Annotated in this window: 30 protein-coding genes, 1 tRNA gene and 1 pseudogene; 28 read left to right on the top strand and 4 right to left on the bottom strand. The window is 42.2% G+C overall.

What is annotated here, in order from left to right; genetic code table 11:
- Positions 1 to 153 precede the first annotated feature (153 nt).
- The 4 genes from LK453_RS01670 to gatC form a co-directional block, all read right to left on the bottom strand.
- Positions 154 to 230 (bottom strand) — tRNA-Pro (locus LK453_RS01670).
- 53 nt (positions 231 to 283) lie between these two features.
- The gene (gene gatB / locus LK453_RS01665) at positions 284 to 1804 is read right to left on the bottom strand and encodes an Asp-tRNA(Asn)/Glu-tRNA(Gln) amidotransferase subunit GatB (RefSeq protein ID WP_201526795.1); all 1521 of its coding nucleotides are present in this window, start codon (positions 1802 to 1804) and stop codon (positions 284 to 286) included.
- Positions 1804 to 3303, bottom strand: a complete 1500-nt coding sequence (gatA, locus tag LK453_RS01660) for an Asp-tRNA(Asn)/Glu-tRNA(Gln) amidotransferase subunit GatA (protein WP_201537443.1) — start codon at positions 3301 to 3303, stop codon at positions 1804 to 1806. The genes gatB and gatA overlap by 1 nt, the downstream gene beginning before the upstream one ends.
- 177 nt (positions 3304 to 3480) lie before the next feature.
- Positions 3481 to 3822 carry an Asp-tRNA(Asn)/Glu-tRNA(Gln) amidotransferase subunit GatC gene (gatC, locus tag LK453_RS01655; protein WP_201537445.1) on the bottom strand — a complete coding sequence of 114 codons (342 nt, stop codon included), beginning with the start codon at positions 3820 to 3822 and terminating at the stop codon, positions 3481 to 3483.
- A 589-nt stretch (positions 3823 to 4411) separates the two neighbouring features.
- On the opposite strand from gatC, the gene LK453_RS01650 reads away from it, so the two are divergent.
- From LK453_RS01650 to rpmJ, 28 genes and pseudogenes are all read left to right on the top strand, one after another.
- A complete protein-coding gene (locus LK453_RS01650; protein WP_044297982.1) occupies positions 4412 to 5440 on the top strand; it encodes a rod shape-determining protein in 1029 nt (342 codons plus the stop codon).
- Between the two features lie 22 nt (positions 5441 to 5462).
- A complete protein-coding gene (mreC, locus tag LK453_RS01645) occupies positions 5463 to 6383 on the top strand; it encodes a rod shape-determining protein MreC (RefSeq protein WP_201526783.1) in 921 nt (306 codons plus the stop codon).
- A gap of 222 nt (positions 6384 to 6605) precedes the next feature.
- Positions 6606 to 7091: a rod shape-determining protein MreD gene (mreD, locus tag LK453_RS01640; protein WP_201526781.1), complete on the top strand. Its 486-nt coding sequence runs from the start codon at positions 6606 to 6608 to the stop codon at positions 7089 to 7091.
- Positions 7092 to 7124: 33 nt separating this feature from the next.
- Positions 7125 to 7778: a Maf family protein gene (locus LK453_RS01635; protein WP_201537470.1), complete on the top strand. Its 654-nt coding sequence runs from the start codon at positions 7125 to 7127 to the stop codon at positions 7776 to 7778.
- Between the two features lie 301 nt (positions 7779 to 8079).
- Entirely contained in the window at positions 8080 to 9969 is a 1890-nt protein-coding gene (locus LK453_RS01630) for an Rne/Rng family ribonuclease (RefSeq protein ID WP_201537447.1), read from the top strand.
- Positions 9970 to 10419: 450 nt separating this feature from the next.
- Complete coding sequence (rpsJ, locus tag LK453_RS01625; RefSeq protein ID WP_007394248.1) at positions 10420 to 10731, top strand: 30S ribosomal protein S10; 312 nt, start codon at positions 10420 to 10422, stop codon at positions 10729 to 10731.
- A gap of 93 nt (positions 10732 to 10824) precedes the next feature.
- Positions 10825 to 11463, top strand: a complete 639-nt coding sequence (gene rplC / locus LK453_RS01620; RefSeq protein WP_007394247.1) for a 50S ribosomal protein L3 — start codon at positions 10825 to 10827, stop codon at positions 11461 to 11463.
- 14 nt (positions 11464 to 11477) lie between these two features.
- Positions 11478 to 12080 (top strand): 50S ribosomal protein L4, encoded by a 603-nt coding sequence (gene rplD, locus LK453_RS01615; RefSeq protein ID WP_007394246.1) that lies wholly within the window; start codon positions 11478 to 11480, stop codon positions 12078 to 12080.
- Positions 12077 to 12427, top strand: a complete 351-nt coding sequence (gene rplW / locus LK453_RS01610; RefSeq protein ID WP_201526769.1) for a 50S ribosomal protein L23 — start codon at positions 12077 to 12079, stop codon at positions 12425 to 12427. Before rplD ends, rplW begins: the two co-directional genes overlap by 4 nt.
- Before the next feature lie 11 nt (positions 12428 to 12438).
- Positions 12439 to 13269 (top strand): 50S ribosomal protein L2, encoded by an 831-nt coding sequence (gene rplB, locus LK453_RS01605; protein ID WP_201526767.1) that lies wholly within the window; start codon positions 12439 to 12441, stop codon positions 13267 to 13269.
- An 11-nt stretch (positions 13270 to 13280) separates the two neighbouring features.
- Complete coding sequence (gene rpsS / locus LK453_RS01600; RefSeq protein WP_007394243.1) at positions 13281 to 13556, top strand: 30S ribosomal protein S19; 276 nt, start codon at positions 13281 to 13283, stop codon at positions 13554 to 13556.
- A gap of 10 nt (positions 13557 to 13566) precedes the next feature.
- Positions 13567 to 13896, top strand: a complete 330-nt coding sequence (gene rplV / locus LK453_RS01595; protein WP_201537449.1) for a 50S ribosomal protein L22 — start codon at positions 13567 to 13569, stop codon at positions 13894 to 13896.
- Between the two features lie 3 nt (positions 13897 to 13899).
- Positions 13900 to 14722: pseudogene (gene rpsC, locus LK453_RS01590) on the top strand (30S ribosomal protein S3).
- Positions 14641 to 15054, top strand: coding sequence for a 50S ribosomal protein L16 (gene rplP / locus LK453_RS01585; RefSeq protein ID WP_007394240.1), 414 nt, complete (start codon positions 14641 to 14643; stop codon positions 15052 to 15054). The pseudogene rpsC and the gene rplP overlap by 82 nt, the downstream one beginning before the upstream one ends.
- Positions 15054 to 15248 (top strand): 50S ribosomal protein L29, encoded by a 195-nt coding sequence (gene rpmC / locus LK453_RS01580; RefSeq protein ID WP_007394239.1) that lies wholly within the window; start codon positions 15054 to 15056, stop codon positions 15246 to 15248. Before rplP ends, rpmC begins: the two co-directional genes overlap by 1 nt.
- Positions 15248 to 15523, top strand: a complete 276-nt coding sequence (gene rpsQ, locus LK453_RS01575; protein WP_002883934.1) for a 30S ribosomal protein S17 — start codon at positions 15248 to 15250, stop codon at positions 15521 to 15523. The genes rpmC and rpsQ overlap by 1 nt, the downstream gene beginning before the upstream one ends.
- 150 nt (positions 15524 to 15673) lie before the next feature.
- The gene (gene rplN / locus LK453_RS01570) at positions 15674 to 16042 is read left to right on the top strand and encodes a 50S ribosomal protein L14 (RefSeq protein ID WP_007394238.1); all 369 of its coding nucleotides are present in this window, start codon (positions 15674 to 15676) and stop codon (positions 16040 to 16042) included.
- Positions 16043 to 16051: 9 nt separating this feature from the next.
- Complete coding sequence (rplX, locus tag LK453_RS01565) at positions 16052 to 16369, top strand: 50S ribosomal protein L24 (protein WP_007394237.1); 318 nt, start codon at positions 16052 to 16054, stop codon at positions 16367 to 16369.
- Between the two features lie 21 nt (positions 16370 to 16390).
- Positions 16391 to 16927 carry a 50S ribosomal protein L5 gene (rplE, locus tag LK453_RS01560; protein WP_007394236.1) on the top strand — a complete coding sequence of 179 codons (537 nt, stop codon included), beginning with the start codon at positions 16391 to 16393 and terminating at the stop codon, positions 16925 to 16927.
- 12 nt (positions 16928 to 16939) lie between these two features.
- On the top strand, positions 16940 to 17245 hold the full coding sequence (rpsN, locus tag LK453_RS01555; protein ID WP_007394235.1) for a 30S ribosomal protein S14: 306 nt from the start codon (positions 16940 to 16942) through the stop codon (positions 17243 to 17245).
- Positions 17246 to 17257: 12 nt separating this feature from the next.
- Positions 17258 to 17656 (top strand): 30S ribosomal protein S8, encoded by a 399-nt coding sequence (gene rpsH / locus LK453_RS01550; RefSeq protein ID WP_007394234.1) that lies wholly within the window; start codon positions 17258 to 17260, stop codon positions 17654 to 17656.
- A gap of 209 nt (positions 17657 to 17865) precedes the next feature.
- On the top strand, positions 17866 to 18399 hold the full coding sequence (gene rplF, locus LK453_RS01545; RefSeq protein ID WP_007394233.1) for a 50S ribosomal protein L6: 534 nt from the start codon (positions 17866 to 17868) through the stop codon (positions 18397 to 18399).
- Positions 18400 to 18410: 11 nt separating this feature from the next.
- Positions 18411 to 18761, top strand: a complete 351-nt coding sequence (gene rplR / locus LK453_RS01540; RefSeq protein WP_007394232.1) for a 50S ribosomal protein L18 — start codon at positions 18411 to 18413, stop codon at positions 18759 to 18761.
- 2 nt (positions 18762 to 18763) lie between these two features.
- Entirely contained in the window at positions 18764 to 19261 is a 498-nt protein-coding gene (gene rpsE / locus LK453_RS01535) for a 30S ribosomal protein S5 (protein ID WP_007394231.1), read from the top strand.
- Between the two features lie 33 nt (positions 19262 to 19294).
- A complete protein-coding gene (rpmD, locus tag LK453_RS01530; protein ID WP_007394230.1) occupies positions 19295 to 19474 on the top strand; it encodes a 50S ribosomal protein L30 in 180 nt (59 codons plus the stop codon).
- Positions 19474 to 19923, top strand: a complete 450-nt coding sequence (gene rplO / locus LK453_RS01525; RefSeq protein ID WP_007394229.1) for a 50S ribosomal protein L15 — start codon at positions 19474 to 19476, stop codon at positions 19921 to 19923. The genes rpmD and rplO overlap by 1 nt, the downstream gene beginning before the upstream one ends.
- Positions 19924 to 19928: 5 nt before the next feature.
- Positions 19929 to 21260 (top strand): preprotein translocase subunit SecY, encoded by a 1332-nt coding sequence (gene secY / locus LK453_RS01520; RefSeq protein WP_007394228.1) that lies wholly within the window; start codon positions 19929 to 19931, stop codon positions 21258 to 21260.
- 52 nt (positions 21261 to 21312) lie between these two features.
- Positions 21313 to 21429 (top strand): 50S ribosomal protein L36, encoded by a 117-nt coding sequence (rpmJ, locus tag LK453_RS01515; protein WP_007394227.1) that lies wholly within the window; start codon positions 21313 to 21315, stop codon positions 21427 to 21429.
- Positions 21430 to 21612: the final 183 nt, after the last annotated feature.

The raw sequence follows: 21612 nt of genomic DNA, 5'->3' as shown, positions 1-21612 counted from the left end.
CAAATGTACTGTAATCTTATAAAACCACTATTATTTTTTGATAAATGTAGATTGAGCAAAACACTCTATATACCTAAAATAATAATTAAATCAATTATTTAGATCCATAAAAAAAGACCTGCCATATTTAATATGACAGGTCTTTTAAATGTTTGGTCGGAACGGCAGGATTTGAACCTGCGACCACTACACCCCCAGTGTAGTGCGCTACCAGACTGCGCTACGCCCCGATGGACAAACTATTTTACTGATAAAAATATTTAATGCAAGCCCTAGTGCAATTTTAGCCCAAAATCTCTTTCAAAATTTGGTTAACTTGTTGCGGATTGGCTTTACCACGACTGGCTTTCATCACTTGACCGACTAAACCATTAAAGGCTTTCTCTTTACCGCCTTTATATTCATCTACCATCGTTTGGTTATTGGCGATCACTTCTTCCACCATAGCTTTGATAGCACCGGTGTCTGTCTCTTGTTTTAGACCTTTGGCTTCAATAATCTTATCGGCCGCATCTGCGTCTGTACCGCCTTCACCATCATATAAGGCAGTAAACACTTGCTTCGCTAGTTTACCCGATAAAGTATTGTCATTTAAGCGCTTTAACAAGCCAGCCAATTGCACTTCAGTGATAGGGGAGTCGGTGATGGTTTTGTCATCTTTGTTCAAGGCGCCAAGTAAATCACCCATAATCCAGTTAGCAGCCAGCTTGGCATGCTCAGAGCCTACAGATTCAAGCACCGCTTCGAAGTAGTCTGCCAATTCACGGCTGTCGGTCAAGATGCGAGCATCATATTCAGATAAACCGAAGGCTTCTTCGAATCTAGCACGGCGGGCAACAGGCAGTTCTGGCATGCTATTACGAATAGCCTCTACTGTTTCTTGCTCAATGCGAACTGGCAGTAAGTCTGGGTCTGGGAAGTAGCGATAATCATCGGCATCTTCTTTGGTACGCATGATGCGAGTTTCATCATTGACAGGATCATACAACATAGTGGCCTGAATCACTTGACCACCGTCTTCAATAATATCAATTTGACGCTCGATTTCGCGGTTAATGGCGTTTTCGATATTGCGGAAAGAGTTTAAGTTTTTAAGCTCAGTACGGGTACCGAATTCTGCACCTGGCTGACGCACAGAGACGTTACAGTCACAGCGGAACGAACCCTCTGCCATTATGGCATCAGAGATGTCTAACCAAGTTACCAACTGATGAATGGCTTTGATATAGGCTACTGCTTCTTTGGAAGAACGCATGTCTGGCTCGGAGACGATTTCAATTAACGGCGTGCCAGCACGGTTTAAGTCGATACCTGTCATACCTGCTACGGCGTCATGCACAGATTTACCTGCATCTTCTTCTAGATGACCACGGGTGATACCGATACGTTTGCCGTATTCGTTTTTCTCGCCTTCATTGACTACGATATCGATATAGCCTTTACCGACGATGGGATTAGCCATTTGAGTGATTTGGTAGCCCTTAGGAAGGTCAGGGTAGAAGTAGTTTTTACGGTCGAAAGTATTTAGCATGCCAAGCTCAGCATTAACCCCGATACCGAATTTTAAAGCGCGTTCAATCAAGCCCGCATTTAACACAGGCAATACACCAGGTAAACCTAAGTCTACGATACTGGCTTGAGTGTTTGGCTCGTTACCAAATTTAGTAGACGAGCTTGAGAAAATTTTACTTTCTGTATTGAGTTGGCAGTGGATTTCAATACCAATGACCACTTCGTAGCCGTCGATTAATAATTCTTTGCGAACAGGCTGGTGTGTGGTGTTACTTTCAGTGATAGCAGTCATTAGATGCTCTCCTGTGCAGTAGCCGATAGTTTAGTGTGATAGTCAGTGTGTTGTTGGAATATATGAGCCGTCGATAATAACTTGCTGTCATCCCAATGGTTGCCAATTAATTGTAGACCGACTGGCAGGCCTGATTCAGTGAAGCCTGCAGGCATACTAATGGCAGGAAGACCGGCTAAGTTAACACCGATGGTATAAACGTCACCAAGATACATGGTTACTGGATCTAAATCTGCTCCTAGCTTATAAGCTGCCGTAGGTGCAGTTGGACTGGCAATCACATCACACTTCTCGAACGCTTTGATAAAGTCTTCTAGGATTAAGCGGCGTACTTTCTGCGCTTTGGTGTAGTAAGCATCAAAGTAACCAGCAGATAGAGCGTAAGTACCCATTAAGATACGGCGCTGTACTTCGTCACCGAAACCTTCAGAGCGTGAACGGGTGTATAAATCTGCTAGGTCTTTTGGGTCTTCACAGCGATAGCCAAAACGAACCCCATCAAAACGAGATAGGTTAGAAGAGGCTTCAGCAGGTGCTAGCATATAATAGGTGGCTAAGGTAATAGCGGGGTCAGTAATATTGACCTCCACAATAGTAGCGCCCAAATCTTCATACTGTTTAAGAGCAGCACGAACTTTGCTATCCACTTCTGAATCTAAACCTTCACCAAAGTACTCTTTGGCTACCCCAATACGTAGTCCAGTAAAAGGTTTGTTAGCGTCTGCTTTTTGAGCAGCGTCGTGCATTTCGGCGACATAGTTTGGTACATCGCGTTTGATAGAGGTGGCATCACGAGGGTCATGACCGGCCATAGGCTGCAATAAATAAGCACAGTCTTCACTTGAGCGCCCGAACGTACCAGCTTGGTCTAAACTTGAGGCATAAGCAATCATACCAAAACGAGACACACGGCCGTAAGTCGGTTTCATACCGGTCAAGCCACAGAATGAGGCAGGCTGACGAATAGAGCCCCCAGTATCACTACCCGTTGCAAAAGGCACAAAGCCTGCTGCAACAGCGGCCGCAGAGCCACCAGATGAGCCACCAGGGACGCGGCTTGTGTCCCATGGGTTATGTACAGCGCCATAGTAAGAGCTTTCATTGTCAGAGCCCATAGCGAACTCATCCATATTTAGCTTACCTAAGCACACGGCACCTGCATTACGAATATTGGTAACAATCGTGGCATCATAGGGCGACACAAAGTTGTGCAGCATTTTTGAGCCAGAAGTGGTGAGTAAGCCTTTGGTACAAAATAAGTCTTTATGAGCCATTGGCAGGCCAAGTAATGCTGAAGTATCGCCCGAGCTGCGCTTCTCATCTGCCGCTTTGGCTACTTGACGTGCGCCTTCTTCATCAACTGTGATAAAGCTGTTAATTTTTTCATCAAGCTTATTGATGCGCTTTAAAAAGTGATCAGTCAATTCCACACTGCTAAACTGTTGGTTTTTGAGACCATCGGCAAGCTGAGCAACGGATAGGTGATGTAGGTCAGACATATTGGGTGTCCATTATTAATAATTGATAGGGGAATAAGGAATAGCGTTTTAACCAGTATATTGGCAGTTGTTATTGTTATAAGCTTTTGCTTTTTTGATAGCTAACAACTTAATTGCTTTTAAGCTAATAGACTCTAAATTTAAGCCAATCATCGCTTAATTGTTATAAGTAATAAGCTACTCAATGACTTGAGGTACCAAATATAGACCTTGCTCTACCGCTGGTGCGACAGACTGATTTAACTCACGGTCAATATCAGCATTAGGGATATCAGCACGGAGCTCTTGTGCTGCTTCATGAACGTTGGCAAGAGGTGTTAAATCATCGGTATCTACACTAGAAAGCGTTTGCATCATGGTTAAGATTTTGGCGATGTCATCGGCAAAGTTTTGTGCCGCTTTTTCATCTACGGCCAGACGAGACAGTTTAGCAACTTCTAGAATGTCAGTGGTGCAGATTTGGTCTTCGCGAATATCGCTAATAGGCGTTTGCGAATTTGGTGTGCTGTTGTTAGTCATGAGCCAAAGCATCCTTTAAATAAGAACGGTTAATAGGAAAGTAAATAGAACAATATATGAGTGTGATACACTCAACGCATAGGTTTTAATATAATTCACGATATTATAAAGCAACTGGCAGTTATTTTCAGTGGTTACCTTGATATACAGTTGCTATACGCTCCTAGATAATTGTTTGCATAGATACCTAATCAATTAAACCTTAAATTCTGATATTACAATTCTAACAACTGAGCAAAAATGGTGATAAAACCGTAACAGAAAATGCACAACTGTCGAATGTATTCTAATCTCGACATGAGATGTTGCAAATTAATTTTGTATAGTCACAGGAAATGCATGAGATTCGCATGATTTATCAACAATTAAGCGTTATAATTTGCACCACCTGAATATTTGAATAAATTTTCAAGGTTTTTTCTTGTCGTCATGCTTTACATTGGTTAAAGTGTGTCCTTATTTCTATTCGACAATGTCTCAAAATATTTTTTACAATATTAAACTCTTTTTTTGAGAGCCAGTCTCTGCTAATTGAACGCAAGGGATGATGACGTTTCTCTTTAACTCGCAATACGCTGGAACACGATACATGAACCCGTTTGGATTTCTATCTAACAATATCGCCATTGACCTTGGTACTGCCAATACATTGATTTATGCGCCTGGAAAGGGTGTGGTTCTCGATGAGCCTACAGTAGTGGCTCTGCGTAGTAATCGTACTCAAAATCCAACTGTGGCTGCTGTCGGCATCGATGCAAAGCAAATGCTAGGTCGTACCCCAGATAACATTACCGCAATCCGTCCTTTAAAAGATGGGGTGATTGCAGATTTTGAGGTGACTCAAAAGATGCTGAAACACTTCATCAATAAAGTAAAAGCAAGACGCTTTTTGGCTCAGCCAAACGTCGTGGTTTGTGTGCCTTGCAAATCAACGCTTGTAGAGCGCCGTGCCATTCGTGAAGCGGTATCCTCAGCCGGTGCTAATAAAGTTTTCTTATTAGAAGAACCTATGGCTGCTGCTATTGGTGCAGATTTACCAGTGCATGAAGCCAGTGGGTCAATGGTAGTAGATATCGGTGGTGGTACCACAGAAATCGCTGTTATTTCATTGTCAGGCTGTGTTTACGCCGATTCTATTCGTATCGGTGGCGATATCTTCGATGAGGCAATCATCACTCATGTACGCCGTAACCATGGCTGTGTTATCGGTGAAACCACTGCTGAGCGTATTAAGCAAAGCGTAGGTTCGGCGATTGACGAAGATGCCAAGCTTGAGGTAGAGGTACGTGGGCGTAGTATGGCAGAAGGTGTGCCTAAGACCCTAACCGTAACTTCTGAAGAAGTCCAAAAAGCATTGAGTGATTCTTTGACCGGTATCGTTAGTGCGGTTAAAACTGCCCTTGAACAGACTCCACCTGAATTGTCATCAGACATCGCAGAACGTGGCATTGTATTAACCGGCGGTGGTGCTTTACTACGTAACCTTGATAAGTTAATTTCTAAAGAGACCGGTCTGCCTGTGACCGTTGCGGATGACCCTTTAACTTGTGTTAGCCGTGGTGGCGGTGCTGCTTTATCATTTATTAATAACAAAAGTTTAAATATGATTTTTGTCTAATCTATAAGTTTGTAGATTCACTATGCCAACGACTCTCTTTGCTCAGTACAATCTTACCATAAGAAAAACAGTGGCCGTGTTGTTGGTCGCTATGATTTTGATGTTACTGGATAGCAAAAATCCGGATTGGTTTAATCCTATTCGTGATGCCAGTCACTCCGCTATGCAACCGATTTACCAGATGTCAGTTTTACCAAGCTTTGTTAGTCACTGGGCTGATGGTACTTTGATGAGTAAAGAGGCGTTGCGCCGTGAGAATGTACAGCTGCATGCACAGTTGCTAAATGCTCAAGCCAAACTGCAGCAGCAGGACTATGTTTTGGCCCAGAATGCCCGTTTACAAGGTATTTTATCGACCACTAAACCGGATCAATATGATTTGAACTTGGCGCAAGTTATCGGTACTGATACCAATCCTTTAAAGCAGATCGTTGTGCTTAATAAAGGCAGTAAGGATGGGGTGGAAGTGGGGCAAACAGCCATTGATGAAAATGGTATTTTAGGCCAAATTATCAATGTTTATCCGAATACCAGTCGTTTGTTACTCATTACCGACGAGCTACAGTCAGTATCAGTGACCGTAAGAAGGACAGGACAGCGCGCCATTGTATCAGGGGAAGGTTCGCCCAGTGCCTTAAAGTTAGACTATATTTTTAAGACTTCAGATATTCGTATTGGTGATGAATTAATCTCTTCTGGTTTAGGAGGCCGTTTTCCAGCCGGCTACCGAGTAGGTCGTGTTGAGTACATCAGTCCTGAACAAAACGAAAACTTCATGAATATTGAAGTGACACCGGAAGCAGATTTTGTAAACAGCTCTTATGTGCTGATTATGCAGGACAGTAAACACTCTCCAAACTATAAAGACGATCGCTTCACAGGATCTTTAGAGTTGACTCAGACCCCTTATGTTCCCATGAGTCGTCCTAGTGGGACTGAGTAAGTGTATTGTGAGAGTTTATATGATAAGTATCGCCTGCTATGGGACAGCCAATTCTCATTTGTCACTTAACATTCAGCATAGGATTGTTCAGCGTCTTTTTAAACGTATTTTTAAACGTAATAGCCAGCCGCTTAACTACCTTTCTTTTAACAATAGCTACCTCGCAAATAGTCACTGCCTGAGCTTACCTATTGAGGCTTCCTAACAGGCGCTCCTGCTATTATGATGAAAACTCCTTTAAGCCCTCTACAGTCCTTAATGGTGATTATTGCCAGTTTTGTGGTAGCTTCCGTCATCAACATTTACCCTATGGGATTAGATGCATCATTGCTGCGCCCGATGGCACTAATTATGGTGCTTATTTTTTGGCTAATTTTTAAGCCGGGTTATGTGGGTGTGGTGACTGCTTTTGCCATTGGTATTATTTCAGATTTGTTATTAGACACCCGTCTTGGTCAGCAGGCCTTTGCAGCAGTCATAATGGCATTTTCGATTCGTTTCATGGGGCAATATATTAAGCAGCTGAATTTATCGGTTGCCTGGACAGTGGCCACCATTGGATTGATTGTGTTCCAATTGACTTTATGGGGCGTACAATACATGACCCAAAATATACTTTTCACTAGTGCCTTGTTTAGTTTACTGGTCAGTATTGTTACTTGGCCTTTGGTCTTTTTTGCCCTTCATCGATTCTTAAGAAGGTACTAACCCGGTTCAATACTTGAAAATTTTGAGAACATGATGAAAATTATTTTGGCTTCTACTTCCCCGCGTCGTCAAGACCTTCTAGCACTGGCTGATATTCAGTTTATTACTCAAGCAGTAGACGTGGATGAGAGTGTCTTATCTGAAGAGATACCACAGGATTATATTGTACGTATGGTACAGGCTAAAGCAGATGCGGCGGCTGAAGTGATTAAGCAGTCTGGTAGTAGTGATAAAAACTCTACGGCAACTAATCCTGAGCAAAAACAAAAAGAGCATTATTTAGTCATAACGGCCGACACAATTGGGGTTCTTGCTGATGGTGTCTCTATTCTAGTCAAACCCACAGACAAGAACGATGCATTTGCCATGTGGCAAAAGATGTCTGATACTCAGCACGCAGTTTGGACAGCAGTTCAGCTAAGCGTTGTTGATAGTGTAGGCAAAGTTATCCATACCGATAATATCTTAGAGAAAACAGAAGTCACTTTTATTGAGCTAGATAAGGCTGCCATGGAAGCTTACTGGGCAACTGGAGAGCCTACCGATAAAGCAGGTGGGTACGCTATTCAAGGTAAAGGTGCTGCTTGGGTCGAGCGTATTAATGGCAGTTATTCGAATGTAGTGGGGCTACCACTGGCCCAAACCCTCGCTGCTATTAAGCGTATTGAACAGCAATTTTGTGAATAATATTAAATCTATAAGCGATAATAAGGTCATAATCCATGATGAGCGATTTGGCCAAAAAAAGTAATTATAGTATAAGTATAAAAACAAGAAAGGTAGGGGTGCTACGACGTAATTATAAAGAGATAAGCAGGTCATTGTGAAGTGATACACCAATAGACAAGATAACAATTTTTTAGTGTCAGTGGTACACTGGTATTAAATAGAGATATTTTTGTTATGTGATAAAAACGATAAATATCTCGCTATAATTAACTGTTATTTCTCCATCTCCCTTAATTAATATTAAAATAAAAGGTCTGCTATGTCAGAAGAGCTACTCATTAATGTCAGCCCAATGGAATCTCGAGTTGCCGTTTTGGATAATGGTGTGGTCAGTGAGGTTTATATTGAGCGTCATAATAAGCTTGGCTTAGTGGGCAATATTTATTTAGGTACGGTGGTCCGAGTATTACCGGGCATGCAAGCAGCTTTTGTTGAAATTGGTCAATCGCGTACTGCCTTCTTGCACGTCAACGATATGCGCCGCTTACCCCGTCCCACTGCCGTAGAAGAAAAGTCTTCCGAACCTCGTCATCATACCAAACAAGAGCCTAGAGTATTAACCAGTATGCCGGTTGATCGCTCCGCACATCTTGCTGAAAATAAAGGTCAGGGCACACATAACGTTGACTCTATAGTCCATGATTCAGGAGCTTCAATACTATCCCATAGTGTAGACAGTACCATGTCTAGCACGGCTAAGGTAGAAGTTGAGCCTACTGGTCTAAGAGAAAAACAGTCAGCATTGGCAGATGAATCTGCAAATCTACAAAATGATTTAATAGACAATGGTTTGTCAGACAGCAGCGTAGTCGAAAAAAACTTATTTGAAGCAGATTCTCCCGATAAAGTAGGCAATGCCATTACTCAAGCAGATACCAAGCCTGTGCCTGTTAAAGAACGTCAAATTATTGAGCCACCTCGTCATGAGCTGATTCAATATCGTTTGCATGAAGGTCAAAAGATATTGGTACAGGTTACCAAAGACCAACTAGGCACTAAAGGCGCTCGGTTAACCACCAATATCTCATTACCCTCACGCTATCTGGTTTACCTGCCTTCTAGTGAGCATATCGGCATCTCACAGCGTATTGATAATGAAGAAGAGCGCTTACGCTTAAAGACTGAGCTTGCGCAGTTAATGCAAACGGTGAATTTAACGGGTGGATTAATTGCCCGTACTGCCGCTGAGCGAGTACCGGTAGCCAAATTAGAAGAAGATATTTATTATTTAGTACAGCTATGGCGCACAATTCAAGCCCGTAAAGAGGCGTCAGCAGGCAGTGGACAGAGTGCTGTTCTTATCTATCAAGAGCTATCGTTGCCTCTACGTTCAATCCGTGATTTAGTACATCCTGATACTGAAAAGGTCATTGTCGACCATGAAGGGATGTATAACGAAGTGCGTCAGTTTGCCAAGGAGTTTGTGCCTTTTATATACTCGCGCATTCTGCCTTACATGGGTGAGCAGCCTTTGTTTGATGTGCATCGAGTTGAGGAAGACTTACGAGATGCATTGAAGCGTCGAGTAGACTTAAAGTCAGGCGGTTATTTAATTATTGATCAAACCGAAGCGATGACCACTATCGACGTTAATACTGGTTCCTTTGTGGGCGGGCGTTCTCTAGAGGACACCGTTTACAAGACCAATTTAGAAGCTACTCATGCTATTGCTAGACAACTGCGCTTAAGAAACCTAGGTGGCATTATCATTCTTGACTTTATTGATATGTTAGAGCAAGAGCATAAAGATGATGTATTACAGAGTTTACAACAGCAGTTGTCACAAGATTACGCCAAGACTAAGATTACTCAGGTTAGTGAGCTAGGTTTGGTAGAGATGACCCGAAAACGTACCCGTGAGTCTCTAGAGCAACAGCTGTGCGAGCCTTGTAAGACATGTGAGGGTAAGGGGTTTATCAAGACCGCGGAAACCGTTTGTTTTGAGATTTTCCGTGAAATTATGCGCTGTGCCCGTACTTATAACTCTCCGAAGAAGTTCACAGTTGTGGCCCATGCGTCGGTGATTGATTTACTGCTGTCTTCAGAGGCGGATACGGTGGCAGATTTAGAATATTTATTGGGTAGGGTCATTACTTTTGAAGTGGAAAATCTCTATACTCAAGAGCAATATGACATCGTATTAGATTAAAAAGTGTGATTTCAAATCAAAAAAAGAGCAGATATTGATAGTGTTATTGAAATGTAAAATGACATATTTAATTTACTTTTTTAAGGATTAAACGCTGATATTGCCCTTGCAATTGGCTGTCAGCTATGTATAATACAACCACTGATTTTATATGAGCGTTTCAAGTCGGTGTGAGGCAAATATGGCAACATATTTAGTAGTAGACACCATTTAAGCTTGACGTTATACAGCCGGAGCAACGTTTCTGGCACTAATTTCATTCTTCTTTGCTACCTTCCTATATGGAAATGGTGGGCAAGGATTAAACTTATTTTGTTTTTTGAATTGTTGGATGTGATTAGCATCACGATTTAACCAAAAAATGAATCATTTATATAACGGCTATTTATCATTTAAGACCTACCATTAGGGTAGCAAAATGATAAAACCACTTATTAGGAGCTTGCTGGCATGGCTAACCAGAGAATCCGTATCCGACTAAAGTCTTTTGATCATAGATTGATCGATCAGTCGGCACAAGAGATTGTCGATACCGCAAAGCGCACTGGTGCGCAAGTTTGTGGTCCTGTACCGTTGCCTACTCGCATCGAGCGTTTCAACGTCCTAACCTCGCCACACGTCAACAAAGACGCGCGAGATCAGTACGAGATTCGTACTCATAAGCGTATGCTTGACATCGTGCAACCAACTGATAAAACAGTTGATGCGTTGATGAAATTGGACTTGGCTGCTGGTGTAGACGTTCAAATCGCATTGGGTTAATCAAAAGCGCGTATATTTAAGCGTAATGATTAATAAAACGCGACTTTTAGATATTACCCCAAACTATTAATTGAAGATATAAAGAGGTTTAACATGGCGATCGGTTTAGTCGGTAAGAAATGCGGCATGACCCGTGTCTTCACTGAAACAGGCGCTTCTATCCCTGTAACGGTTGTTGAGGTCGATGCAAACCGCATTACTCAAATTAAAACCAATGACACTGACGGCTATCAAGCCATCCAAGTAACCACTGGTGAGCGTCGTGACAGCCGCGTAACTGCAGCACAAAAAGGTCACTTTGCTAAAGCTGGCGTTAAAGCTGGCCGTGGTACATGGGAATTCCGTGTTACAGAAGAAGAACTTGAAGGACGTGAAGCGGGTAGCGAAATTGCTGCTGACCTATTTGAAGCAGGGCAACTTGTGGATGTTACAGGTCAAAGTAAAGGTAAAGGCTTCCAAGGTGGCGTAAAACGTCATAACTTTAGTATGCAAGATGCTACACACGGTAACTCAGTATCGCATCGCGTATTGGGTTCAACAGGTCAGAACCAAAGCCCAGGTAAAGTTTTCAAAGGTAAGAAAATGCCAGGGCAAATGGGTAACAAACGCGTTACCGTTCAAGGACTTGAAATCGTGTCAGTAGATGCTGAAAAAGGTCTTCTCGTCATTAAAGGTGCCATTCCAGGCGCCAATGGTGGCGATGTCATCGTACGTCCGTCAATCAAAGCCTAAGCAAGGGGATTAACGTGAATTTAAAAACTGTTACAGGCGCAGCGGTTGAGCTGTCTGACACGGCATTTGGTCGTGAATTCAACGAAGCCCTCGTTCACCAAGTCGTCACTGCTTATTTAGCAGGCGCACGTCAAGGTACCCGCGCACAAAAGACTCGTGCTGAAGTTTCTGGCGGTGGTAAAAAACCATGGCGTCAAAAAGGTACAGGTCGTGCTCGTGCTGGTTCTACTCGTAGCCCAGTATGGGTTGGCGGTGGTAGAGCGTTTGCTGCTAAGCCACAAGACTGGTCACAGAAAGTGAACCGTAAAATGTATCGCGGTGCGATGCAGTGTATCTTAGCTGAGTTGGTTCGCCAAGACCGTCTAATTTTAGTTGAAAACATTAGTGTTTCAGCTCCAAAGACTAAAGAACTAATTAGCAAATTGGAAGAACTTAATGCTCCAAGAGCATTAATCGTGACCAATGAAGTTGATGAGAATCTATACTTAGCTGCCCGCAACATTCCACATGTGAATGTTCTAGGTACTAACGAAGTGGATCCAGTTAGCTTGATTGCGTTTGATAAAGTCATCATGTCTGTTGACGCAGCGAAACAATTTGAGGAAGCACTAGCATGAATAACGCAAGACTTTATCAGGTCTTAAAAGGGCCTGTGTTCTCAGAGAAATCTCAGCTGTTAGGTGACTCGCTAGGTGTTCAAGTTTTCAAAGTTGACAACAATGCCACTAAGCGTGAAATCAAAAAAGCAGTCGAGTTAATGTTTGAAGGTGTGGAAGTTACTAAGGTAAACACCTTAAATGTTAAAGGTAAAACAAAGCGCTTTGGTCGCACTGTAGGTCGTCGTAATGACTATAAAAAAGCCTATGTGACTTTAAAAGCTGGTCAAGATGTACAAATGGCTGATGCTGGTGAAGAGATTGCAGAAAATGCAGCTTCTACTAGCGAAACAGCGAACAACGAATAAGGATACAAATCATGCCTATCGTAAAAGCAAAGCCAACATCACCAGGTCGCCGTTTTGTTGAAAAAGTGGTGCATCCACACCTTTACAAAGGTCGTCCGCATGCCCCACTTGTTGAAGCACAAGGTAGATCAGGTGGTCGTAATAACAATGGTCGTATTACGTCACGTCATATTGGTGGTGGACATAAACAACACTATCGTATCATCGACTTCAAACGTACTAAAGACAATATCCCAGCAACGGTAGAGCGTATCGAATACGATCCAAACCGTACTGCTCATATTGCTTTACTTAAATACGCTGACGGTGAGCGTCGTTATATTATCGCACCTAAGAAACTTAAAGTTGGCGATACAGTAATGTCAGGTGAATCATCACCAATTCGTGCAGGTAACTGTTTACCACTGAAAAACATTCCAGTAGGTACTACAATTAGTAATATCGAACTAAAAATCGGTAAAGGCGCGCAAATGGCTCGCTCAGCTGGTGCTTCAGTTCAGTTGCTAGGTAAAGATGGTATTTACGCAATCTTACGTTTACGTTCAGGCGAAACTCGTCGTGTACACGTAAATTGCCGCGCAGTTATTGGTGAAGTTTCAAATACTGAAAACAACCTAAAATCACTTGGTAAAGCAGGTGCATCTCGTTGGCGCGGTGTTCGTCCAACGGTTCGTGGTACTGCGATGAACCCAGTAGATCACCCACATGGTGGTGGTGAAGGTCGTACAATGGGTAAACATCCAACTACGCCATGGGGTCAGAAGACCAAAGGTCTTAAAACGCGTTCTAATAAGCGTACTGACAGTATGATCATTCGTCGCCGTCGCGCCAAGAAGAAATAAAGGAAAATTTCATGCCTCGTTCATTGAAAAAAGGTCCATTCATTGATGCGCATCTGTTTGCCAAAGTAGAAAAAGCTGTAGAGTCAAACTCTCGCAAGCCAATCAAAACTTGGTCACGTCGCTCGATGATTCTGCCACAAATGGTTGGTCTAACAATATCTGTTCACAACGGCCGTACACATGTACCGGTTATCATTAGTGAGCAAATGGTAGGCCATAAACTAGGTGAATTTGCCCCGACTCGCACATATCGCGGTCATGGCTTTGACAAGAAAGCAAAAAAATAAGGTGCTCACTATGGAAGTAACTGCAAAATTACGCGGTGCCGCCATTTCGGCACAGAAAGTTCGACTTGTCGCAGATGAAGTTCGTGGTAAGTCTATTGAGCGTGCTTTGGATATCCTTGCGTTCAGCAACAAAAAAGGCGCAGTATTCGTTAAGAAATGTCTTGAGTCTGCTATTGCTAATGCTGAACACAACCACGGTTTAGATATCGATACGCTTAAAGTATCAACTATCTATGTGGATGAAGGCACCACGCTAAAGCGTATCCTACCACGTGCAAAGGGTCGTGCTGATCGTATCAGTAAACGTACCTGTCACATCACTGTTAAGGTAGGAGAATAACTCATGGGACAAAAAGTACATCCAATCGGAATTCGTCTTGGTGTTGTAAAAAAACACAACGCTAACTGGTATGCAAATCCTAAGCAGTATTCTGAATACTTACTAAACGATATACAAGTACGTGACTATCTTCGTAAGAAGTTAGATAATGCTATGATTAGCCATATTATGATTGAGCGTCCTACTGGTGCTGCGAAGATCACAATTTCAACGGCTCGTCCAGGTATCGTTATCGGTAAGAAAGGCGAAGATATTGAGAAGTTACAGAAAGAATTAACCAAAATGATGGGCGTACCCGCTCAGGTTAATATCGAAGAAATTACTTCTCCAGATTTAGATGCTCGTCTAGTTGCTGAAGGTATTGCTAGCCAACTAGAACGCCGTGTTATGTTCCGTCGTGCGATGAAGCGCGCCGTACAAAATAGCATGCGTTCTGGCGCTCAAGGTATTAAAGTTGAACTGTCTGGTCGTTTAGGTGGTGCTGAAATCGCTCGTACTGAGTGGTATCGTGAAGGTCGTGTACCTTTACATACTCTACGTGCTGATATCGATTATGCATCAGTTCGTGCAGAGACTACTTACGGAACCATCGGTGTTAAAGTATGGATTTTCCGTGGTGAAATTCTAGACGGTATGGATAGCGTTTATAATCCTCCTAAAGAAGACAAGACTCGTGCGCCAAAACGCCGCGGCCGTGGAAACCGTCGCAATTCCGACAGAGCAAACACAGATAGAGGTTAAGCTATGTTACAACCAAAACGTACTAAATTTCGCAAAATGTTCAAAGGGCGTAACACGGGTTTATCACATCGTGGAAGCACTGTAGCATTTGGTCAATTTGGCTTAAAATCAGTTGGTCGTGGTCGTATGACTGCTCGTCAAATTGAAGCCGCACGTCGTGCTATTACTCGTAAGGTTAAGCGTGGTGGTAAAATCTGGATTCGTGTATTCCCAGACAAACCAATCACCAACAAACCATTAGAAGTTCGTATGGGTAAAGGTAAAGGTCCTGTAGAATACTGGGTATGCGAAATCAAACCAGGTAAAATGCTTTATGAGATCGAAGGGGTTTCAGAAGAATTAGCACGCGAAGCGTTCACGCTTGCTGCAGCTAAGCTTCCCTTCAAAACTACCATTGTTAAGCGGACGATAATGTAATGAAGATCAGTGAATTACGAGACAAATCAGTAGAAGAGCTGACTGGATTACTAGACGAGAAGCAACTTGACGCATTTCGTCTTCGTATGGCTAAAGCCACCGGTCAACTAGGTAGCACACACGAAGTCAGAGCCAATCGCCGTGCGATCGCTCAAATTAAGACTTTGATTAATGAAAAACAAAGAGGCGCCTAATGAGTGACGATATTCAACAAACCGAAGGTGTAGGTATTGTTACTGGTAAGGTTGTCAGTAACAAGATGGATAAGTCTATTACAGTGCTAATCGAACGTAAAGTTCGTCACCCACTATATGGCAAACAGATCCGTCGTTCTACGAAAATTAAAGCCCATGACGAAAACAATGTCTGTAAAGAAGGTGATGTGGTTCGTATTATCGAAACACGTCCAATCTCTAAGACAAAGTCTTGGAAATTAGTTGACGTTGTGGAAACAGCGGAAAAAATATAAGCAAATTGCAATTGGCAATTAATACTGGTAAAATACGTCCCCTTTATGGCGACATACCAAATTAGTGAATACTTCATGTGATTTTCACAATTACATGAAGTAAATTCACCAGTATTGTTATTGCCTATTGTATATGATTGGAGTAACGCGATGATTCAGACTGAGACAATTCTGGAAGTTGCAGATAATAGTGGTGCACGACGTGTACAGTGTATTAAGGTACTAGGCGGTTCACATCGTCGTTATGCCTCTGTAGGCGACATCATTAAAGTATCTGTTAAAGAAGCAATTCCACGTGGTCGTGTTAAAAAAGGCGATGTAATGAATGCTGTGGTTGTACGTACCAAAAAAGGTGTACGTCGTCCAGATGGTTCAGTACTACGTTTTGATGACAATGCTGCAGTATTGCTTAACCAGAATAAAGCCCCGATTGCCACTCGTATCTTTGGGCCGGTAACTCGTGAACTACGTGGTGATCAATTCATGAAGATTGTATCACTAGCACCAGAAGTACTGTAGAGGTAACCCATGGCTAAATTACGTAAAGGCGACAATGTCATTGTTATTGCTGGGAAAGATAAAGGCAAACAAGGCACTGTGCTAGCGGTAAAAAATGACCGTATCAAAGTTGAAGGCATTAACATTGTAACCAAACACCAAAAGCCAAATGCGGCGACTGGTGCGGAAGGTGGCATCGTTAAGCAAGAAGCATTTTTACATATTTCTAACGTCGCAATTTTAAATGCGCAAACCCAAAAAGCTGATCGTATTACTTATCAGTTTGACGAAGACGGCAAAAAGCAACGTGTCTATCGTTCAAACGGTGAAGTAGTGGCGACTGCGTAAAACACTAAGGGTGTAATAGCAATGGCTAGATTAAAATCACTATACAATGACCAGTACAAGCAACAGATCAAAGATGAACTAGGCTTGGAAAATGTCATGCAAGTACCAAAAATCACCAAAATTACTCTTAACATGGGTGTTGGCGGTGCTTCACAAGACAAGAAGCTTTTAGAAGGTGCCGTAGCGGACATGACTGCAATTGCAGGTCAGAAGCCGGTAATTACTAAAGCTCGTAAATCTGTCGCTGGCTTTAAAATTCGTGAAGAATGGCCGATTGGCTGTAAAGTGACACTTCGTGGCGAGCAAATGTATGAGTTTTTAGATCGTCTCATTGCTATTGCTATCCCACGTATCCGTGACTTCCGCGGCTTTTCACCAAAAGCTTTCGATGGTCGTGGTAACTACTCGTTAGGTATTAAAGAGCAAATCGTTTTCCCAGAAGTTGATTATGATAAAATTGATCGCCTTCGTGGGCTTGATATCACTATCACGACATCTGCTCAGGATGACGAGCAGGGTCGCGCATTGCTTAAAGCATTCGGCTTCCCATTCAAATAGGAATAAAGCATTATGGCAAAAAAGAGCATGATTAATCGCGAATTAAAACGCGAGAAAATGGTTGCTAAGTATGCTGAGAAGCGTGCAAATCTTAAAGCAATCATTAGTGACATGAACGCAAGTGATGAAGAAAGAATGGACGCCATTCTTGAGCTTCAATCACTGCCACGTAATTCGTCTCCAGTAAGACTACGTAATCGTTGTGGTGTAACTGGCCGTCCTCATGGTTACTTCCGTAAGTTTGGTTTATCACGTAACATTTTACGCGAACGCGTAATGCAAGGTGATGTTCCAGGCGTTCGTAAAGCTAGTTGGTAAGGGAGTAATACTATGAGTATGCAAGATACAGTTGCTGATATGCTAACCCGTATCCGTAACGCACAAATGGCACGTAAAGTTTCTGTTGCTATGCCTAGCTCTAAGCTACGTAAGTCAATCGCTGACCTACTAGTTCAAGAAGGTTACATCGCTTCTGCTGACGTAACTGATGAAGGTAATGGTAAAGCAACACTTAGCATTGAATTAAAATACTTCGAAGGCAAGCCTGTAATCGAAGTAATCAAACGCTATAGCCGTCCAGGTTTACGTCAATACCGCGGTAAAGACGCAATCCCATCGGTACAGCAAGGTTTAGGCGTTGCGATTGTTTCTACCAGCCAAGGCATTATGAGCGATCGCGCTGCTCGTGCTGCTGGCATCGGTGGCGAAGTTATCGCATTTGTTGCTTAAATCATATTTTGTATTATTTAACTTTTTTAAGTTCTATTAATCAGGTATAATAGCTGCCTTTATTTAGGTATCTAGTTACTGTTAATAGTTAAAAGCTTAAGTAATATAGAGCTGATTATTTAAATTAACAGGCCTTGTGCCTGTTAATTTTTTAATAATCATTCGTTATTTATCTGTTATTAAGATTTATCTTACTAAGGAAATCCCCTATGTCTCGTGTGGCTAAAGCCCCAGTAGCACTGCCTAAGGGCGTAAGTGTTACTTTGAACGGTCAGCAGGTAGAAGTTAAAGGCACTAAAGGTACTATGTCTTTACGCCTGCATGATTTGGTCGAGCTAAAACAAGAAGAAGATCAAGTTGTCTTATCACCTGTTTCTGATTCTAAAGATGCTTGGATGTACACTGGTACTATGCGTTCACTAGTTAACAATTTAGTGATCGGTGTATCTGAAGGGTTCGAAAGAAAGCTTCAATTGATCGGTGTTGGTTATCGTGCTCAAGTAGCGGGTAATAAAGTAACTTTAAACGTTGGTTACTCTCATCCAGTTGAGTACACGCTTCCAGAAGGTGTTACTGCTGAAACTCCAACCCAAACTGAAATCATTTTAAAATCAAATGATAAGCAGGCACTAGGTCAAGCTGCTGCGAAAATCCGTGGTTATCGTCCACCTGAGCCATATAAAGGTAAAGGTATCCGTTATAGTGACGAGCATGTGGTTCGTAAAGAAGCTAAGAAAAAATAAGGTGAAATGACATGTTTGATAAAAAAGCTGCTCGCTTACGTCGAGCTAAGAAAACACGTGCCCACATCCGTTATTTAGGTGTGCATCGTTTAGTTGTTAACCGTACTCCACGCCATATTTATGCTCAGATCATCTCTCCGACTGGCGGAGAAGTATTGGCTCAAGCTTCAACACTTGACGAAACATTACGCTCTGGCGCTACTGGTAACGTTGATGCAGCAACTGCTGTAGGTAAACTTATCGCTGAACGTGGAAAATCTGCAGGTATCACTAAAGTTGCCTTTGACCGTAGTGGTTTTAAATACCACGGTCGCGTTAAAGCATTGGCTGACGCCGCTCGTGAAAATGGATTGGAGTTTTAATCATGGCTAAAGTAGAGCAAAATGACGGTTTAGTAGAAAAATTAGTTTCTGTTGATCGTGTATCTAAAGTAGTTAAAGGTGGTCGTATTTTCTCATTCACAGCATTGACTGTTGTTGGTGATGGTAACGGCCGTGTAGGTTTTGGACGTGGTAAAGCTCGTGAAGTTCCAGCGGCTATCCAAAAAGCACTTGAAGCTGCTAAACGCAATATGATCACTGTAGATCTTGATGGCGTTACTTTACAGCACCCAATTATTGCCCGTCATGGTGCAAGTAAAGTATACATGCAGCCAGCTAACGAAGGTACTGGCGTAATCGCCGGTGGTGCAGTACGTGCCGTTCTTGAATCAGCTGGTGTAGAAGACGTATTAACTAAATGTTATGGTTCAACGAACCCAACTAACGTAGTACGTGCAACATTCAATGGTTTACGTGATATGTCGTCTCCTGAAAAGGCGGCTGCAAAACGTGGTAAATCTGTAGACGAAATCTTGGGCTAACCATTATTTAGATATTAAAGTAGGTGAGTTACGATGAAAAAAATGAAAGTTACTCAAATTAAATCTGGTGCCCATCGCCTCAAGAGCCACAAAGCTTGTCTTATGGGCCTTGGTTTACGCCGTATTGGACATACAGTTGAAGTTGAAGACACGCCTTCAACCCGTGGAATGGTGAATCGCATCAATTACATGGTAAAAGTGGAGGAAGCGTAATGGGACTTAAATTAAACGAATTATCACCAGGCGTAGGCGCTAAAAAAACTGCACACCGTAAAGGTCGTGGTATCGGTTCTGGCCTAGGCAAGACTGGTGGCCGTGGTGTTAAAGGTCAGAAGTCACGTTCTGGTTCAAGCATTCGTACAGGTTTTGAAGGCGGTCAAATGCCTTTATTCCGTCGTGTACCTAAGTTTGGTTTTACCAGTCAAATGGCATTAACCACTGCAGAAGTACGTCTATCTGAACTTAATAAGATCGATGGCGACGTAGTAAGCGTTGAAACTTTAAAAGAAGCTAACATTATCCGTCATGACATGAAACGTGCGCGTATCATCTTATCTGGCGAGATTACTAAAGCTTATACATTTAAAGGTGTTAAAGTGACCAAAGGTGCTAAAGCTGCTATTGAAGCTGCTGGTGGCACAGTTGAGGAAACTGAGGAGTAATTTAAATGGCGAAGCAATCTGTGCCTACCTCTGCAATTCCGATGAATCCGCTTGTCTTTATTCGTAAGTATGATGAGCTATGGAGTCGCTTGTTGTTTTTGATGGGGGCGCTGGTTGTTTACCGTTTAGGTTCACATATTCCAGTTCCTGGTATTAATCCAGTTAGCCTAGCTGAATTGTTCTCTCGTAATGAAAACACCATCTTGAGCATGTTTAACATGTTCTCTGGTGGTGCTTTAGAGAGAATGTCGATTATGGCTTTAGGTATCATGCCTTATATCTCAGCTTCTATTATTGTTCAAATGATGTCAGCAGTATTGCCCTCATTGGAAGCTTTGAAAAAAGAAGGAGAGTCCGGTCGTCGTAAACTCAATAAGTATACGAGACAAGGCACTCTCTTTTTGGCGTCTATCCAAGCCATTTTTATGTGTACTGGATTAATCAGTCAAAACCTGACATTGTCTTCAGGATTAACATTTTATATTCCTGCTGTGAGTTCTCTTGTAGCAGGCGCCATGTTCTTGATGTGGCTTGGTGAGCAAATTACAGAACGCGGTGTGGGCAATGGTATTTCAATGCTTATTTTTGCAAGCATTGTGGCCAGTGTGCCTAGTATGTTAGGTCAGTCCTTTGACATGGTCAAAAACGACCCTCAAAGTCTGATTGTACTGTTAGTATTTGCGGTATTAGGTATTGCAGTGACAGCGGGTATTGTGTTTATCGAAAGAGCACAGCGTCGTATCCCTGTAAACTATGCCCAAAAACAACAACTAGGTCGTAAAATTTACGCTGATCAGCAATCACATTTGCCATTAAAGATTAATATGGCCGGGGTAATCCCAGCTATTTTTGCAAGTGCGTTGTTGATGTTCCCTGCAAGTTTAGGACAATGGGTAGGTAATTCTGCCGATCCTAGTGCATGGCAGCAATTTTTACAAACTCTGTCATTGGTTCTAGCACCGGGTCAGCCCTTATATTTGGTTTTATTTGGTGCAATGATTATCTTCTTCTGTTACTTCTATACGGCACTAGTGTTTAGTCCGAGAGAAGTGGCGGAGAACTTGAAGCGTAGTGGTGCTTATATTCCAGGTATTAGACCTGGCTTACAAACTCAGCGTTACTTAGATCATGTTTTAAATCGCTTAACCTTTATCGGTGCTATTTATATGACTGTGATTTGTTTAATGCCGATGCTACTGCAATCTTCATTTGGCATACCATTCCACTTAGGTGGTACATCACTTTTAATTATGGTAGTCGTGGTGATGGATTTCATATCCCAGCTACAGGCTCACTTAATGACACATCAGTATCATGAGCAGACATTAATCAGATAGTTTTAACTTATATTTAAAGCTTTTGAATGGGTCTGTTCAATAGGAGAAAATTATGAAAGTTCAAGCATCTGTTAAGAAAATTTGTGGTAGCTGTAAAGTAGTACGTCGTAAAGGTAAAGTACACGTTATCTGCAAAGCAGAACCACGTCATAAACAACGTCAAGGTTAATGGTTGATTTTTGTATTTTAAAGTTATTTATAATACATATTACCAAATAAACTTGAAAATTTAGGGCGGATGAGCTATCATCCGCCACTTGCCGTCGTTTACTAACTTTTTTACATGTTTTGGCGTTCAAAACCAAAGCGTTAATAAATAAAATTGGTAAATGGCAAAATCTGAAACATAAGT

The organism is Psychrobacter sanguinis (assembly GCF_020736705.1).
Taxonomy (GTDB): Bacteria; Pseudomonadota; Gammaproteobacteria; order Pseudomonadales; family Moraxellaceae; genus Psychrobacter; species Psychrobacter sanguinis.
Note: the sequence above shows the minus strand (reverse complement) of the source record. Positions and strands in the feature narration are given on the sequence as shown.

Bases quoted from the DNA above. Each gene is read 5' to 3' on its own strand.
- LK453_RS01650 (WP_044297982.1), top strand. From the start codon at position 4,412: ATGAACCCGTTTGGATTTCTATCTAACAATATCGCCATTGACCTTGGT.
- LK453_RS01630 (WP_201537447.1), top strand. From the start codon at position 8,080: ATGTCAGAAGAGCTACTCATTAATGTCAGCCCAATGGAATCTCGAGTT.
- rplC (WP_007394247.1), top strand. From the start codon at position 10,825: ATGGCGATCGGTTTAGTCGGTAAGAAATGCGGCATGACCCGTGTCTTC.
- rpmD (WP_007394230.1), top strand. From the start codon at position 19,295: ATGAAAAAAATGAAAGTTACTCAAATTAAATCTGGTGCCCATCGCCTC.
- gatA (WP_201537443.1), bottom strand. From the start codon at position 3,303: ATGTCTGACCTACATCACCTATCCGTTGCTCAGCTTGCCGATGGTCTC.
- rplP (WP_007394240.1), top strand. From the start codon at position 14,641: ATGTTACAACCAAAACGTACTAAATTTCGCAAAATGTTCAAAGGGCGT.
- rplV (WP_201537449.1), top strand. From the start codon at position 13,567: ATGGAAGTAACTGCAAAATTACGCGGTGCCGCCATTTCGGCACAGAAA.
- rpsN (WP_007394235.1), top strand. From the start codon at position 16,940: ATGGCAAAAAAGAGCATGATTAATCGCGAATTAAAACGCGAGAAAATG.
- rpsJ (WP_007394248.1), top strand. From the start codon at position 10,420: ATGGCTAACCAGAGAATCCGTATCCGACTAAAGTCTTTTGATCATAGA.
- rplB (WP_201526767.1), top strand. From the start codon at position 12,439: ATGCCTATCGTAAAAGCAAAGCCAACATCACCAGGTCGCCGTTTTGTT.
- rpsE (WP_007394231.1), top strand. From the start codon at position 18,764: ATGGCTAAAGTAGAGCAAAATGACGGTTTAGTAGAAAAATTAGTTTCT.
- rpsS (WP_007394243.1), top strand. From the start codon at position 13,281: ATGCCTCGTTCATTGAAAAAAGGTCCATTCATTGATGCGCATCTGTTT.
- rpsH (WP_007394234.1), top strand. From the start codon at position 17,258: ATGAGTATGCAAGATACAGTTGCTGATATGCTAACCCGTATCCGTAAC.
- rplE (WP_007394236.1), top strand. From the start codon at position 16,391: ATGGCTAGATTAAAATCACTATACAATGACCAGTACAAGCAACAGATC.
- mreD (WP_201526781.1), top strand. From the start codon at position 6,606: ATGATGAAAACTCCTTTAAGCCCTCTACAGTCCTTAATGGTGATTATT.
- secY (WP_007394228.1), top strand. From the start codon at position 19,929: ATGGCGAAGCAATCTGTGCCTACCTCTGCAATTCCGATGAATCCGCTT.
- rplX (WP_007394237.1), top strand. From the start codon at position 16,052: ATGGCTAAATTACGTAAAGGCGACAATGTCATTGTTATTGCTGGGAAA.
- rplN (WP_007394238.1), top strand. From the start codon at position 15,674: ATGATTCAGACTGAGACAATTCTGGAAGTTGCAGATAATAGTGGTGCA.
- mreC (WP_201526783.1), top strand. From the start codon at position 5,463: ATGCCAACGACTCTCTTTGCTCAGTACAATCTTACCATAAGAAAAACA.
- rplR (WP_007394232.1), top strand. From the start codon at position 18,411: ATGTTTGATAAAAAAGCTGCTCGCTTACGTCGAGCTAAGAAAACACGT.
- rpmC (WP_007394239.1), top strand. From the start codon at position 15,054: ATGAAGATCAGTGAATTACGAGACAAATCAGTAGAAGAGCTGACTGGA.
- gatC (WP_201537445.1), bottom strand. From the start codon at position 3,822: ATGACTAACAACAGCACACCAAATTCGCAAACGCCTATTAGCGATATT.
- rpsQ (WP_002883934.1), top strand. From the start codon at position 15,248: ATGAGTGACGATATTCAACAAACCGAAGGTGTAGGTATTGTTACTGGT.
- rplW (WP_201526769.1), top strand. From the start codon at position 12,077: ATGAATAACGCAAGACTTTATCAGGTCTTAAAAGGGCCTGTGTTCTCA.
- gatB (WP_201526795.1), bottom strand. From the start codon at position 1,804: ATGACTGCTATCACTGAAAGTAACACCACACACCAGCCTGTTCGCAAA.
- rpmJ (WP_007394227.1), top strand. From the start codon at position 21,313: ATGAAAGTTCAAGCATCTGTTAAGAAAATTTGTGGTAGCTGTAAAGTA.
- rplO (WP_007394229.1), top strand. From the start codon at position 19,474: ATGGGACTTAAATTAAACGAATTATCACCAGGCGTAGGCGCTAAAAAA.
- rplF (WP_007394233.1), top strand. From the start codon at position 17,866: ATGTCTCGTGTGGCTAAAGCCCCAGTAGCACTGCCTAAGGGCGTAAGT.
- LK453_RS01635 (WP_201537470.1), top strand. From the start codon at position 7,125: ATGAAAATTATTTTGGCTTCTACTTCCCCGCGTCGTCAAGACCTTCTA.